The following is a 13,959-nucleotide window of genomic DNA, read 5'->3' as shown; positions in this document are numbered from 1 at the left end:
GACGGATGGGTTGGTTCAAGCGGCGTCGGACCAGCGACGACACAACGGGACCGATGCTGGTCTACGCGAACAGGGAAGAGGCCGACGCGGCCCAGGAGAGGGCCGCGGCGGCGGGTCTGGAACCCGGCTACAGCAGCCTCAGAAAGGGGAACGCGCAGTACATCGTCTTCCGAGGCAACGACACCGAGAAGGCCAAGCGGTACCTGCTGGAGGAACACGAGGTCACGCAGGAGCTCTTCTACTACGTCGTCGAGACGCCCCAGGGCAACTGGGGCAAGGACATCGACGGCCTGTACCTGGAACAGCTGTTGCCGTGGCAACTGGACATCACGCGCGCGGAATGTCCAGGCCGGCTCGTCTCCGTCGCGAACACGACCGGGGTCATCGGGGCCGCCCGAGGGCGGGGCGACAACTTCGTCGTCACGGTCCAGTGCGGGAAGTGTTCCCACGAGTGGTACGACGGCGTGCGCTACCAGAACGTCACGGCGGTGCGCTGTCCGTCGTGCGCGGCGGTCAACAGGGTGGACAGCAGCGGCGTCGTCGTTCACTGAAACATCGCAACAGATCGAGGTCGCGGGGATGTGCTGCAGGTCCCCCGCGACCCCGATCCATACCGGTGCGTGTACACCCTCAGCGCGTAGCGCGTAGCCTCGGCCGCCATGAATGCCATCCCCGCGCTGCTGGACCACCTCGTCCTCGCGACCCCCGATCTGGCGGCGACGGTCGCCGACTTCGCCCGGCGCACCGGTGTGACGCCCGCTCCCGGCGGTGTGCACGTCGGTCTGGGCACCCGGAATCATCTGGTGTCCCTGGGGGGCAGCAGTTACCTGGAGATCATCGGGCCCGATCCGGAGCAGACCGCGCCCGGGCAGCCGCGTCCCTTCGACGTCGACGCTCTCTCCGGGCCCCGGACGGTGACGTGGGCGATCAGTCCGCCCGATCTGGACGCGGCGGTCGCAGCGGCCCGGGCGCAGGGCTACGACCCCGGCCACGTGCACCCGATGAGCCGCCGCAGACCGGACGGCACCCTCCTGCGGTGGCGCCTGACCGACGGGGACATGGCGCATCCCTCGGGCCTGGTGCCGTTCCTCATCGACTGGAGTGCCTCAGCCCATCCGACCGCGTCGGGCTTGCCGGCCACTCCCCTGCTGGCGGTGTCCGCGAGCGCCCCCGACCCGGACGAGATCCGTCCCCTGCTGTCCGCCGTCGGCACCTCGCTCACCCTCACCACCGGGCCGGTCGGGATCTCCTTCACGGTGGACTCACCGAACGGGCCCGTGAAGTTCGGGTGAGCGGACGTTCGGATGAGCGGACGTTCGGGTGAGCGGCGGGAGACGTCCGTTTTCTTCAAGACGGGTCCGCGCGCCCCTGCCTACGGTGGCCGCATGACTCCACGATTCGATGCGATCGGCATGGTGGCCTCCGACATGGCCGCCTCCGTCACCTTCTACCGCCGCCTCGGATTCGCCTTCCCCGAGGGCGCCGAGGAGCAGCCGCACGCCGAGGCCGAACTGCCGGGCGGGCTGCGGCTGATGCTCGACAGCGAGGAGATCGTCCGCTCGTTCATGCCTCAGTGGCAGCCGCCGACCGGGGGCGGGCGCACCGCGCTGGCTCTGCTGTGCGAGAGCCCGTCCGAGGTCGACTCCGTGTACGAGGAGATGGTGGGCGCCGGGTACCACGGCGAGCTCAAGCCGTGGGACGCCGACTGGGGACAGCGGTACGCGAGCCTGCTCGACCCGGACGGCAACGGCGTCGACCTGTTCGCGCCGCTACCCGGTGCGGGCCAGTAGCTCGCGCAACGGCAGGCCCGCCAACTCCCGTACGTCCCGGGCCAGATGGGCCTGGTCGGCGAACCCGGTCCGCGCCGCCGTGTCCGCGAAGGGCACCCCGGCGCGGGCCAGGGCGAGGGCGCGCTGCAGTCGCAGGACCCGGGCCAGCGTCTTGGGGCCGTAGCCGAAGGCGGCCAGTGAGCGGCGGTGCAACTGACGGGCACCCAGGCCGAGTTCGTCGGCGGTCGCGGCGACGGGACGGCCCGCGTCGAGGGCGGCCACGAGGTGCCGCAGCAGCGGGTCGAGGGGTTCGGCGCCGGAGACCCACCGCAGCGCCACCTCTTCGAGCCCGCCCGCCGGGTCGGCGGCCGCGTTCACCCGCGCGGTGAGGCGCCGCACCTCCGGGGCCGGGCGCAGGTCGGCCAAGTCCACCCGCCGGTCGCGCAGTTCGTGCGCGGGCACGCCCAGCAGCGCGGGTGCGGTGCCCGGGTGGAAACGGACGCCCGCCCAGCTGCTCGGGTCGCCCTGGGTGACGTACGCGCGCGTGTCGGGCCCGGCGACGAGCAGCCGTCCCTCATTCCACAGCAGGTCCATGCAGCCGTCGGGCAGGACGCGTCCCGGGCCGGCACCGGACGGGGTGTTCGTCCACACGACCGCGCCCGCCAGTCGGGAAGGCCTCTCCGCGTACACGTACGCCAGGCTACGCCGCCCGCGTCCGATGCTCCTGCGGGCTCACCCCGTACACCCGCTTGAACGCGCTGGACAGGGCGAACGCACTGCCGTACCCCACCTGGCGGGCGATCGCGTCCAGGGTGTCGTCCGTGTCGCGCAGCCGGTCCGCGGCGAGGGCGAGGCGCCAGCCGGTGAGGTACGTCATCGGGGGCTCGCCCACGAGGTCCGTGAAGCGGCGGGCCAGCGCGGCCCGGGACACCCCGGCCTTGGTGGCGAGCGAGGCCACCGTCCAGGGGTGGGCGGGATCGTCCTGCACCAGGCGCAGCACGCGGCCGACCACCGGGTCCGCGAGCGCCGCGTACCAGGCGGGCGGTTCCGCCTCGGGGCGGGAGAACCAGGCCCTGAGCGCGGCGATGACCAGCAGGTCGAGCAGCCGGTCCAGGACGACCTCCTGGCCCGGCTCGTCCCGCACGATCTCCTCCGTCAGGAGCGGGGTGAGCGGGCACTGCCACACGTCGCTGGTGAGGGTGAGCAGCGGCGGCAGCGCGTCCAGCAGCCGGCCGTTGATCTCGCCCTCCATCTGGTACGTACCGATCAGCACCACCGTGGAGCCGTCCAGCCGGTCGCCCCAGGTGCGGACACCGAGGTCCATGGAGCCGTTCAGGTCCCGGCCGTCGGGGTAGCTGCAGACGCCGCCCGGCAGGATCAGCGCCTGCGGGGCCGTGTCCGGGTCGTCGGCGCAGGTGTACGGGGCCGGGCCGCGCGCGATGGCGAGGTCGCCGGCCCGCAGCCGGACCCGCTCCCCCGTGTCCGGGACGATCCAGGCGTCGCCGCGGACCAGGAGCATGACCGTCAGCGGAGCCCGGTCCTCCACGCGCACGGCCCACGGCGGCTCGAAACACGCGCGGATCATGAAGGCGCCTCGTGCGCGAGGGCCCTCCAGGAGGCCTGCAAGGGGGTCCCCCCGCGTGAGCGCATTCGAGCGTGGGGGAGCGTCCATGATGCCAGCGTAGACGCGCGCGTATGGGAATGAGCCGTTCAGCGATGGGCTGTTGGGGCGGGCCGCCGTTGACTGGAGGCATGACGGAAAACACGCAGATCACGGTGGACACGGCGAACACTCAGGACATGACGGTGGTGGTGACCGGCGCCTCGGGGCGTACGGGCGGTCGCGTGGCCCGGGCCGCCGCGGCGGCGGGACTCACGGTGCGGCCCGCGTCCCGCGCCCGGGGCTTCGACTGGCAGGACCCGACGACGTGGGCGCAGACCCTGCGGGGCGCCGACGCGGCGTACCTCGTGTACCCGTCCGACGTCGGCGCCCCCGCGGCCGCCGAGGCGGTCGGGGCCCTCGCCCGGGAGGCGGTCGGGCTCGGGGTACGACGGCTGGTGCTGCTGTCGGCGCGCGGCGCGGAGCTCGCGGTGCCGGCCGAGGAGGCGCTGAAGTCGTCGGGCGCGGACTGGACGGTCGTACGGGCCTCGTGGTTCATGCAGAACTTCAGCGAGGGTCCGCTGGTGGAGGGGCTGCGGCAGGGGGAGCTGGTGTTCCCGGGCGGTGAGGTGCGGGAGCCGTTCGTCGATGTGCGGGACATCGCGGATGTCGTGGTGGCGGTGCTGAGGTCCGGGGACCGGTATGTGGGGCGGACGCTGGAGGTCACGGGGGCGCGGTCGCTGACCTGGCGGGAGGCGGTCGGGGAGATCTCGGAGGCGGTCGGCAGGAAGTTTGTCTATACGCCGGTTCCGGTGCGGGCGTATGGGGAGACGCTGGCCGAGTTCGGGGTGCCGGCGGAGGAGGTGGAGGCGTTGGTGGAGGTGTTCGAGAGCACGCTGGATGGGCGTAACGCGCATGTCACCGACGCTGTGCGTCAGGTGCTTGGGCGTGAGGCACGGGACTTCACCGACTTCGCGCGGGAGGCCGCGGCGGAGGGGACGTGGGAGGGGTAGCGGGAAGCGCTCGCCCCTGAGGGACATTTACTCACCCGGCGCTGAATTGTCCCCTTGCTTGGTTCCGTTCTTCGCCGGAGGGCGTAGTCGCGACGTCACATCCTCCGGCGGCAAAAACCGCGACCACCGCTCCGGGAACTCCGACGGCATGTCCGGGTCGTCGGGGTCGGCCTCCCGTGCCGCGGCCGCTCGGGCGACGTACTCGGCGACCTGTGCCTCGCGCAGGCGTTCGTTGGCGTCGCGGGCCGCGGCCGTGGCGGCGGCCGGCCAGACCCGGTCGATGGCGGCGTTGACGGCGGCCCCGACGAGGACGGCGAAGGCGGACACGCCGATCCACAGCAGTACGGCGACGGGGGCGGCGAGGGAGCCGTAGATGGTGGGGCCCTCGACGGTGCTGGTGAGGTAGATGCGCAGCAGGAAGCTGCCGAGCACCCACATGCCGAGGGCGACCAGCGCGCCGGGCACGTCCTCGATCCACGGGGAGCGCACAGGCACGGACACGTGGTACAGCGTCGTCAGGAAGACGATGGACAGCACGATGACGACGGGCCAGTAGAGCACCTGTACGACGGTCGTCGACCACGGCACGATGTCCACGACCGCGTCCGGCCCCGCCACCATCAGCGGCAGCACGATCGAGCCGATCAGCAGCGCCACGATGAAGAGCAGGAAGGCCATCAGGCGGGTCTTCACGATGCCCCGGACGCCGTCGAGGCCGTACATCACGGTGATGGTGTCTATGAAGACGTTCACCGCGCGGGAGCCGGACCACAGGGCGAACAGGAAGCCGATGGAGATGACGTCGGGCCGGCCGCCCTTCATGGCGTCGTGCAGGATCGGCTCGGCGATCTGCGTCACGCCCTTGTCGGACAGGACCGTGCGCGAGGCCTCCAGGATGTTGGTCTCCAGGCTCGCGATGGTGTCGGCGCCGGTCCAGTCGTCGACGTAGCCGAGCAGCCCGATCATGCTGAGCAGCAGCGGCGGCACGGACAGCAGGGTGAAGAACGCGGCCTCGGCCGCGAGGCCCAGAATGCGGTACTCGATGCACGAGTTGACGGTGTCCTTGAGCAGCAGCCAGGCGGTCCTGCGCTTCGAGACGTTCCGGTAGAGGGCACGCGCCCGATGGAGGCGGCCGACGGACGGCTGAGGGGATTCACTTGCTGGCTGCACGACCCAACGGTAGCCGTCGTGCCTGGCCGCGCTCATCTCCCGGTGCCCGTTCCTCGTGAATGCGTCCACTCGCTCGAGTGTAAATCGAACCATTTTTCTGTCATGTCCGCGTTGGCCGAAATGTTCGGCAGCGGAAAACGGAACCGGCGCCAGCGCATTACACCGGTATTTCGGTGAGCTCCCCGGTCGCACGGAAAGCGGAACCATGCGTCGAGATGATCGGTTCGGCGTGCGCCGTCGTAAAAGCGTCAATGACCGAAACACCCTTGAACCGTTCATGAACGTGCCGAAAGAATTTGAGCCGTATACATAGCACCTCCACTCCTTTCTCGCGGGCATCACATTCTCCTCTTGTTTCTTTTCTCTCATTTCATGTTCGACGCATCAGGAACACCATCAAGGAGCGCCCGTGGGGGGACAACACGGCGCCGGCACCGAAAGCGTTCTCGCCGAGGTGCTGGCCGGTGTCGTACGCCGGGAACACATACCGGTCGACAGCCACTTCTTCGACGACCTCGGCGCCAACTCGCTCGTCATGGCCCATTTCTGCGCCCGGGTCAGAAAACGCCCCGATCTGCCGTCGGTGTCCATGAAGGACGTCTACGGCCATCCGACGATCCGCCTGCTGGCGGCGGCGCTCGCCGAGACGCCGGCCGGTGCCACGCCGGCGGTCACGGCACAGCGCCCCGAGCCGGGCAGCACGGCACGTCATGTCCTGTGCGGGACCCTGCAGTTCGCCGTCTTCGCGGCCTACTGCCTCCTCGCCGGGACGGCCATTGCCCGGGGGTACGCATGGGTGTCCGGCGGCGACGGTGCGGCCGGGGTCTACTCGCGCTCCGTGGTCTTCGGCGGCGCGTTGTTCGTCGGCGCCTGCATGCTGCCGGTGGTGGCGAAATGGGTGCTCGTCGGCCGCTGGAGGCGGACGGAATTCCCGGTCTGGAGCCTGGCCTACGTCCGTTTCTGGACCGTCAAGGCGCTGCTGCACGCCAGCCCGATGATCCTGTTCGTCGGCAACCCGCTGTACGTGCTGTACCTGCGGGCGCTCGGCGCGCGGATCGGCGCGGGCGTCACGATCCTCTCCCGCTCGGTGCCGGTCTGCACCGACCTGCTGACCGTCGGCGCCGGCACGTTGATCCGCAAGGACTGCCACTTCCTCTGCTACCAGGCGCTGGCCGGCCGGATCCGCACCGGCCCCGTCACCCTCGGCAGCGGGGTCCACGTCGGCGAGCAGACCGTCCTCGACATCGGCACCTCGATGGGCGACGGCGCCCAGCTCGGCCACTCCTCCGCCCTGTACGGCGGCCGCGCGGTCCCGGCCGGGCAGCGATGGCACGGCTCCCCCGCCCAGCCCACCCACGTCGACTACGTCCGGGTCCCTCCGGCGCCCTGCTCGACCGCCCGCAGGGCCGCCTACGCCCTGGCCGCCCTGCTCCAGACGCTCCTGCTGTACGTCCCGCTCGCCGTCGGGGGCGCCCACCTGCTGCTCACGCTCGTGCCCGCGCTCGACACGGCCTCCCGGGACATGTCCACGGCCCGCTTCCTCGCCGAGGCTCTCGCTCTGTCCCTCGCCGTGTTCGCGGCCTACGTGGTCCTCGGCCTCGCCGCGGTGACCCTGCTCCCGCGCCTGCTGAAACCGTTCCTGCGCCCCGACCGGGTCTACCCGCTCTACGGCTTCCACTACTCGGTGCAGCGCGCCGTCGCCCGCCTGACCAACATCCGCTTCTTCAAGTGGCTGTGCGGCGACAGCTCGTACATCGTCCCCTACCTGCGGGCCCTCGGCTACGACCTCTCGCACGTCGAGCAGACCGGCTCCAACTTCGGCACGGAGGTGCGGCACGAGACGCCGTACCTGGCCACCGTGGGAAGCGGCACGATGGTCGCCGACGGGCTGTCGATCGTCAACGCCGACTTCTCCGGTACGTCCTTCCGCGTCTCGCGCGCCACGATCGGGCCGCGCAACTTCCTCGGCAACCACATCGTCTACCCCGCGGGCGGCCGCACCGGCGACAACTGTCTGCTGGCGACCAAGGTGATGGTCCCGCTCGACGGCGAGGTCCGCGAGAACGTGGGCCTGCTCGGCTCGCCCTGCTTCGAGATCCCACGCTCGGTGGAGCGCGACAGCCGCTTCGACCACCTCCGCGAGGGCGACGAGCTGCGCCGCCGCCTGGCCGCGAAGAACCGCTCCAACCTGCGCTCGATGGGGCTGTTCCTGTTCGTCCGGTGGCTGCACTGGTTCGCGCTCACCGTGCTCGGCTTCGCCGCCGTCGATCTCCACGGCGGTGAAGGCACCCTCGGCGGCGGCCTGCTGATCGGCGCCACCCTGATCGTGGGCCAGCTGTTCACCGTCGGCTACTACGTCCTGGTGGAGCGGCTGATCGGCCGTTTCCGTCCGCTGCGGCCGCAGCTGTGCTCGATCTACGAGCCGTCCTTCTGGTGGCACGAGCGGCTGTGGAAGGTGCCCGACCGGCACCTCGTCCTGCTCAACGGGACGCCGTTCAAGAACGTGGTCTGGCGGCTGCTGGGCGTCCGGCTGGGCCACCGGGTCTTCGACGACGGCTGCGTCATCACCGAGCGCACGCTCACCGCGATCGGCGACGACTGCACGCTGGCCGCCCACACCAAGGTGCAGGCCCACTCCCAGGAGGACGGCACCTTCAAGTCCGAGCACATCACGATCGGCGCCGGCTGCACGCTCCAGGTCGGCGCGCTGGTGCACTACGGCGTCGTGATGGGGGACGGCGCCGTCCTCGCCCCCGACTCCTTCCTGATGAAGGGCGAGGAGATGCCGCCGGGGGCGCACTGGGGCGGGAATCCGGCGGTCGCGCCACGGCACGCGTGAAGGGGGAAACCATGAAGGGGGAACACAGTCATGGAGACGATTCCGCGCTGGACGCTTGATCCGGTGCCGGGTGCGGCGGAGTACAAGGTGCCGCTGCCGGAGGGTGTGGAGGCGGGGCCCGCCGCCCTGGCGGCCGCTCACACCAAGGTCCTCGCCGCGCTGTCCGGCGAGGACGTACCGGCCGAGGACACCGGGCTGGACGCGTACGTCACGGACGGCACCCTGCGTCTGCGGTACCGCACCGACGTCCTGGACGCCGAGGCCGCCGCCCGCATCGCGGGGTACCACCTGACCGCCCTCGCCGACCCGGAGCGGCGGAGTCTGCTGTCCGAGGCTGAACTGCGGTTCCAGGTCGACGAGTTGGCCGGACCGCGCCGCGAACTGCCCGACCGCCGGGTCCATGAGTTGTTCGAGGGGCGGGCGGCGGCCGATCCGGATGCCGTGGCCGCCGTACAGGGTGAGCGGCAGTGGACGTACGGCGAACTCAATGCCCGGGCCAACCAGTTGGGGCGGGCCCTGCTGGCCCGCGGGCTGCGTCGCGAGGGTGTCGTCGCCGTGGTGATGGAACGGAACCTGGACTGGATGGCGGCCGTGCTGGCCGTGCTCAAGGCGGGCGGCGTGTATCTGCCGGTCGAGCCGCACTTCCCGGCCGGGCGCATCGCGGCGACGCTGGACCGGGCGGGCTGCGAGCTGGTCCTGACCGAGCGCGGCAGTGCCGCCGCGCTGCGGTCGCCGGCACCGAACCGGACGGCCCTGTTCGTGGACGCGGCCTACGCCGAGGGACACCCGGACACCAATCTCGGCGTCCCCGTCCCGGCGGACCGACTCGCCTACATCTACTTCACCTCCGGCTCCACCGGCGAGCCCAAGGGCGCCATGTGCGAGCACGCCGGTTTCCTCAACCACGTGCTCGCCAAGCTCGACGACCTCGGGATCGGCGCCGGGGACGTGGTCGCGCAGACCGCGCCGCAGTGCTTCGACATCTCGCTGTGGCAGCTGCTGGCGGCGCCGCTGGCCGGCGGGCGGACCCTGCTGGTGGAACAGGAGACGGTCCTGGACGTGGCCCGGTTCGTGGACACGGTGGAGCGGGGCCGGGTCAACGTGCTTCAGGTCGTGCCGTCGTATCTCGACGCCGTAATGGCCGAGTTGGCCCAGCGGCCGCGCGAGCTGCCCGACCTGCGCTGTGTGTCCGTGACCGGGGAGGCGGTGAAGAAGGAGCTGGTGCAGCGCTGGTTCACCGCTCGGCCCGCGATCCCACTCGTCAACGCGTACGGGCTGACGGAGACCTGCGACGACACCAACCACGAGGTGATGCACCGGGTGCCGGACGGGGAACGGGTGCCGCTCGGGCGGCCGATCGCCAACGTGCGGGTGTACGTCGTCGACGAGCGACTGGTGCCCGTACCGCTGGGGGCGCCCGGCGAGATCGTGTTCTCCGGGGTCTGTGTCGGGCGTGGGTACGTCAACGATCCCGAGCGGACCGCGGCGGCCTTCACCGAGGACCCGTACCGGCCCGGGGAGCGGCTGTACCGCAGCGGGGACCACGGGCGCTGGCTGCCCGACGGGAAGCTGGAGTTCCTCGGGCGGCGGGACAGCCAGGTGAAGATCCGGGGCTTCCGGATCGAGATCGGCGAGATCGAGAACGCGCTGCTGCGGGTCCCCGGCGTCCGGGACGGCGCGGTGGTCGTCGTCCGGGGCGCACAGCTGGTGGCGTTCTGCGCCGGCCCGGAACCGGTCGGCGCGGACGTGGTGCGGGAGCGGCTGGCCGCGTCGCTGCCCGCGTACATGGTGCCCTCGGTCGTCCACTGGCGTCAGGCCCTGCCACTGACCGCCAACGGCAAGACCGACCGCAGGACGCTCACATCGCTCGCCGAGGAGCCAGGGCCTGTGCCGAAAGTGGCGCCTGCCGAGCGACGCCCGGCACGCTCCCCCACTGCCTTAAGGGCGTGGGAGGTGCCCCCACTCGCCGCACCGGGCGAAAGCCCAAGTACATCCGGTCCATCGACGGGGCCTTCCGCCCGGCACGCCGAGAGCACGCACCAACGCAGTCATCAGCCTCCCCCACTCTCGGCTTCGCTCGAGCGGGGGGACCCCCATCGCGGCGGGGCGCCCGGCCCGCCCTTCGGGCGGACGACGCCACTTTCGGCACAGGCCCTGGACGCGGGCAAGGACGTGCCCGCCACGCCGGGCGAGCGGCGGATGGCGGCCGCCTGGGCCGAGGTGCTCGGCATCCCCGCGGACCGGATCGGCCGCCTCGACCACTTCTTCGACCGCGGCGGCACCTCGCTGGCCGCCGTGAAGCTGGTGATCGCCCTGGACCGGGCGATCACCCTCCAGGACGTCACCCGCCGTCCGGTCCTCGCGGACCTGGCGGGGCTGCTCGACACGGCTCGACCGCACCGCTGAGTCCGACCGCACCGCTGAGTCCGACCGCACCGCCGAGTGCACCGCCGACCGCACCGCCGAGTGCACCGCTGAAAGGAACACCGAGATGTCGTCGTCCTCGTCTCCGACCCTGCTCCCGGATCTCGATCCGGCCCCGGGCCGTCCTCCCCTTCTGCATGCCGATGCCGGTGGCGACCCCGCGGGCTGGGTGGCCGGACACCGTGCCGCGCTGCGGGCCGTCGTCGCCGGGCACGGCGCGGTCCTGGTCCGCGGGCTCGGCCTGAGTGACCCCGCCTCGGCGGGGGCCGTCTTCCGGCGGCTGGCCGACCGCCTGATGCCCGACCGGGAGCCGTTCGCGCCCCGGCGCCGTTACGCGGACGGCGTGTACTCCTCCACCAAGTGGCCGGCGAACCAGCAGATGTGCCAGCACCACGAGCTGAGTTACGCGCTGGAGTTCCCCGGCCTGCTGCTGTTCGCCTGCCTGGAGGCGCCCGCCTCGGGCGGCGCGACCGGACTGGCCGACGCGGCGGCCGTGCTCGACGCGCTGCCGGCCGCACTGGCCGCGCGGTTCGAGCGGGAGGGCTGGCTGCTGACGCGGACGTACAACGACGAGATCGGGGCCTCGGTCGCCGAGGCGTTCGGCACCGACGACCGCGACGCCGTCGAACGGTACTGCCGTACGCATGCCATCGACTGCGCCTGGCAGCCCGACGGCTCGCTGCGCACCCGGCAGCACCGCGGTGCCGTGGTCCGCCATCCGGCGAGCGGCCGCCGCTGCTGGTTCAACCAGATCGCCTTCCTCAACGAGTGGACGATGGAACCCGAGGTCCGCGAGTACCTGCTGGACGTGTTCGGGCCCGACGGGCTGCCCTTCAACACCCGGTTCGGGAACGGCGATCCGATCGGCGAGGACGTCGTCCGCGCGATCAACGAGGTCTACGAGGCCCACACCGTGCGCGAACCGTGGCGCTCCGGCGATCTGCTGCTCGTCGACAACGTCCGTACCGCGCACGGCAGGGAGCCCTTCGACGGCCCGCGCGAGGTGCTGGCGGCGCTGGGCGACCCGGTGCGGCTGTCCGAGTGCTGGGTGAGGGCCGCATGAGCGCCGTCGGGGCCCCGCCGTTCGCCGTGATCTCCGGCGAACAGGTGCAACAGGCCCTTCAGGGGCGGGAGTCAGAGATCGCCGAGCTCGTCGAGACCGTGTACCGGCTGCACGGCGCCGGCGACTCGGTGAACCCGCCGTCGTACTTCCTGCGCTTCCCGGACCGCCCGTCCTCCCGGATCATCGCGCTGCCCGCGTCGCTCGGCGGACCGCTGCGGGTGGACGGCCTGAAGTGGATCTCCAGCTTTCCGGAGAACACGCGGTCGGGGCTGCCGCGGGCGTCGGCCGTGCTGATCCTCAACGACCCCGACACCGGCTATCCGTACGCCTGTCTGGAGAGTTCGGTCATCAGCGCCACCCGTACGGCGTCCTCGGCGGCGCTGGCGGCCGACCGGCTCAGCGCGGGGCGCATCCGGCCGCGGCGGGTCGGTTTCATCGGAACCGGTCTGATCGCCCGCTACATCCACACCCATCTCACCGCCACCGGCTGGGAGTTCGAGGAGACGGGGGTGTACGACCTGGCCGCCGACAGCGCGGCGGGGTTCCGGGGCTATCTGGAACGGTCGGGCGCCAAGGGCCGTATCACCGTGCACTCCACGGCCGAATCCCTCATCCGCTCCTGCGACCTGCTGGTCTTCGCGACGATCGCCGCCGCACCCCACGTCCGCGAACTGTCGTGGTTCGCGCACCACCCGCTGGTGCTGCACGTGTCGCTGCGCGACCTCGATCCGAGGATCCTGCTCGCGTCCGCCAACTTCGTCGACGACGTCGAGCACTGTCTGAAGGCCGAGACCTCGCCGCATCTGGTCGAACGGCTCACCGGGAGCCGGGCGTTCATCGACGGCACGCTGAACGACGTACTGACCGGGCGGGTGAGCGTCCCGGCGGACCGCACGGTGGTGTTCTCGCCCTTCGGGCTGGGGGTGCTCGACCTCGCGGTCGGCAGGTTCGTCCACGACAAGGTGGCCCGGCGGGGCGGGCTGAACGTCGTCGACGGGTTCTTCCACGAGCTGCGCCGGTACGGCTGACCGGCGAGCACGGTGGCGCACGAAGAGGGGGAGACCATGCCCGTGATATCCGATCCCGCGCAGTTCAACGAGGAGGAGCTCTACGTCGACCTGCGGGCCGCGCTGGGGCTGCCGCTGTACCTGAAGTGCGAGGGGTTCAACTTCGCCGGGTCGGTCAAGCTGAAGGCCGCCGCCGAGATGGTGGCGGCCGCCGAACGCGACGGCCTGCTGCGGCCGGGCTCGGTGCTGATCGAGTCCTCGTCCGGGAATCTGGGCGTGGCACTGAGCGTGATCGCGGCGAGCCGGGGGCACCGGTTCCTGTGCGTGACCGACGCGCGCTGCAATCTGCCGACGATCCGGCTGATGGAGGCGCTCGGCAGCCACGTCCACGTCATCGACGAGCCGGACGCGCACGGGGGGTTCCTGGGCGCCCGGCTGGCCTACGTGAGCGCGCTGTGCGCCGCCGACGAGCGGTACGTGTGGCTCAACCAGTACACGAACGCCGGGAACTGGCGGGCGCACTACCGCACGACCGCGCCCGCCATCGCCCGCCGCTTCCCGGACCTGGACGTCCTGTTCGTCGGGGCGGGCACGACCGGGACCCTGATGGGCTGCGCCCGCTGGTTCTGGCAGTGGCGGCGCCGGGTGCGGGTGGTCGCCGTCGACAGCGTCGGCTCGGTGAGCTTCGGCGGGGCCCCGGGCCGCCGGATGATCCCCGGCCTGGGCACGAGCGTGCCGCCGCCGCTGCTGGACGAGTCGTACGTGGACGACGTGGTCCGCGTCGAGGAGCCGGACGCCCTCCGCGTGTGCCGCCGGCTGGCGGGGCGGGGCTTCCTGTTCGGCGGCTCCACCGGAACGGTGGTCAGCGGGGCGGATCAGTGGCTGGCCCGGCACTCCGGCCGACGGCACCTCACGGCGGTGGCGATCGCCCCGGACCTGGGCGATCGCTACCTCGACACGGTGTACCGGGAGGGCTGGCCGGCCGACCTCACCGAGCCGGAGGCGCCGGCGGCCCTGGCGGGCCTGGCCTGAGCGGCAGGGGTGGCTTACGTGTCATGGTGGTGACCTCCGCCG

12 protein-coding genes are annotated in these 13,959 nt (G+C 71.7%); 9 read left to right on the top strand and 3 right to left on the bottom strand.

Translation table 11 applies throughout. The annotated features are described in order from the left end of the window. The first annotated feature begins 5 nt into the window (after positions 1–5). From Q4V64_RS40745 to Q4V64_RS40735, 3 genes are all read left to right on the top strand, one after another. The gene (locus tag Q4V64_RS40745; RefSeq protein ID WP_124438385.1) at positions 6–551 is read left to right on the top strand and encodes a hypothetical protein; all 546 of its coding nucleotides are present in this window, start codon (positions 6–8) and stop codon (positions 549–551) included. A 108-nt stretch (positions 552–659) separates the two neighbouring features. Further along, complete coding sequence (locus Q4V64_RS40740; protein WP_124438386.1) at positions 660–1,292, top strand: VOC family protein; 633 nt, start codon at positions 660–662, stop codon at positions 1,290–1,292. Between the two features lie 93 nt (positions 1,293–1,385). Then, positions 1,386–1,790, top strand: coding sequence for a VOC family protein (locus Q4V64_RS40735; RefSeq protein ID WP_172629071.1), 405 nt, complete (start codon positions 1,386–1,388; stop codon positions 1,788–1,790). Here Q4V64_RS40735 and Q4V64_RS40730 read toward each other — a convergent pair. Beyond that, on the bottom strand, positions 1,770–2,459 hold the full coding sequence (locus tag Q4V64_RS40730) for a helix-turn-helix domain-containing protein (RefSeq protein ID WP_124438388.1): 690 nt from the start codon (positions 2,457–2,459) through the stop codon (positions 1,770–1,772). The two genes, Q4V64_RS40735 and Q4V64_RS40730, sit on opposite strands and share 21 nt — an antisense overlap. Before the next feature lie 10 nt (positions 2,460–2,469). Next, positions 2,470–3,441: an AraC family transcriptional regulator gene (locus tag Q4V64_RS40725; RefSeq protein WP_124438389.1), complete on the bottom strand. Its 972-nt coding sequence runs from the start codon at positions 3,439–3,441 to the stop codon at positions 2,470–2,472. A gap of 80 nt (positions 3,442–3,521) precedes the next feature. Here Q4V64_RS40725 and Q4V64_RS40720 point away from each other — a divergent pair, with 80 nt between their 5' ends. Next, complete coding sequence (locus Q4V64_RS40720) at positions 3,522–4,382, top strand: NAD(P)H-binding protein (protein ID WP_253266813.1); 861 nt, start codon at positions 3,522–3,524, stop codon at positions 4,380–4,382. Positions 4,383–4,409: 27 nt separating this feature from the next. On the opposite strand, the gene Q4V64_RS40715 is transcribed toward Q4V64_RS40720, so the two are convergent. Continuing rightward, entirely contained in the window at positions 4,410–5,552 is a 1,143-nt protein-coding gene (locus Q4V64_RS40715; RefSeq protein WP_124438390.1) for a YihY/virulence factor BrkB family protein, read from the bottom strand. Between the two features lie 409 nt (positions 5,553–5,961). Between Q4V64_RS40715 and Q4V64_RS40710 the strand changes: the two genes are divergently transcribed. From Q4V64_RS40710 to sbnA, 5 genes are all read left to right on the top strand, one after another. Further along, entirely contained in the window at positions 5,962–8,391 is a 2,430-nt protein-coding gene (locus tag Q4V64_RS40710; RefSeq protein WP_124438391.1) for a Pls/PosA family non-ribosomal peptide synthetase, read from the top strand. Between the two features lie 30 nt (positions 8,392–8,421). After that, positions 8,422–10,797: a non-ribosomal peptide synthetase gene (locus Q4V64_RS40705; protein ID WP_253266814.1), complete on the top strand. Its 2,376-nt coding sequence runs from the start codon at positions 8,422–8,424 to the stop codon at positions 10,795–10,797. Between the two features lie 85 nt (positions 10,798–10,882). Beyond that, the gene (locus Q4V64_RS40700) at positions 10,883–11,878 is read left to right on the top strand and encodes a TauD/TfdA family dioxygenase (protein WP_124438392.1); all 996 of its coding nucleotides are present in this window, start codon (positions 10,883–10,885) and stop codon (positions 11,876–11,878) included. Continuing rightward, positions 11,875–12,906 carry a 2,3-diaminopropionate biosynthesis protein SbnB gene (sbnB, locus tag Q4V64_RS40695; RefSeq protein WP_124438393.1) on the top strand — a complete coding sequence of 344 codons (1,032 nt, stop codon included), beginning with the start codon at positions 11,875–11,877 and terminating at the stop codon, positions 12,904–12,906. Before Q4V64_RS40700 ends, sbnB begins: the two co-directional genes overlap by 4 nt. A 36-nt stretch (positions 12,907–12,942) precedes the next feature. Beyond that, positions 12,943–13,917 carry a 2,3-diaminopropionate biosynthesis protein SbnA gene (gene sbnA / locus Q4V64_RS40690; RefSeq protein ID WP_124438394.1) on the top strand — a complete coding sequence of 325 codons (975 nt, stop codon included), beginning with the start codon at positions 12,943–12,945 and terminating at the stop codon, positions 13,915–13,917. Positions 13,918–13,959 lie beyond the last annotated feature (42 nt).

This window comes from Streptomyces sp. NL15-2K (genome assembly GCF_030551255.1).
Lineage (GTDB): Bacteria > Actinomycetota > Actinomycetes > Streptomycetales > Streptomycetaceae > Streptomyces.
Note: the sequence above shows the minus strand (reverse complement) of the source record. Positions and strands in the feature narration are given on the sequence as shown.

What these genes read in the sequence shown, in the direction of transcription:
- Q4V64_RS40720 (WP_253266813.1), top strand. Translation starts at nt 3,522, where the DNA reads ATGACGGAAAACACGCAGATCACGGTGGACACGGCGAACACTCAGGAC.
- Q4V64_RS40705 (WP_253266814.1), top strand. Translation starts at nt 8,422, where the DNA reads ATGGAGACGATTCCGCGCTGGACGCTTGATCCGGTGCCGGGTGCGGCG.
- Q4V64_RS40745 (WP_124438385.1), top strand. Translation starts at nt 6, where the DNA reads ATGGGTTGGTTCAAGCGGCGTCGGACCAGCGACGACACAACGGGACCG.
- sbnB (WP_124438393.1), top strand. Translation starts at nt 11,875, where the DNA reads ATGAGCGCCGTCGGGGCCCCGCCGTTCGCCGTGATCTCCGGCGAACAG.
- Q4V64_RS40725 (WP_124438389.1), bottom strand. Translation starts at nt 3,441, where the DNA reads ATGGACGCTCCCCCACGCTCGAATGCGCTCACGCGGGGGGACCCCCTT.
- sbnA (WP_124438394.1), top strand. Translation starts at nt 12,943, where the DNA reads ATGCCCGTGATATCCGATCCCGCGCAGTTCAACGAGGAGGAGCTCTAC.
- Q4V64_RS40735 (WP_172629071.1), top strand. Translation starts at nt 1,386, where the DNA reads ATGACTCCACGATTCGATGCGATCGGCATGGTGGCCTCCGACATGGCC.
- Q4V64_RS40700 (WP_124438392.1), top strand. Translation starts at nt 10,883, where the DNA reads ATGTCGTCGTCCTCGTCTCCGACCCTGCTCCCGGATCTCGATCCGGCC.
- Q4V64_RS40740 (WP_124438386.1), top strand. Translation starts at nt 660, where the DNA reads ATGAATGCCATCCCCGCGCTGCTGGACCACCTCGTCCTCGCGACCCCC.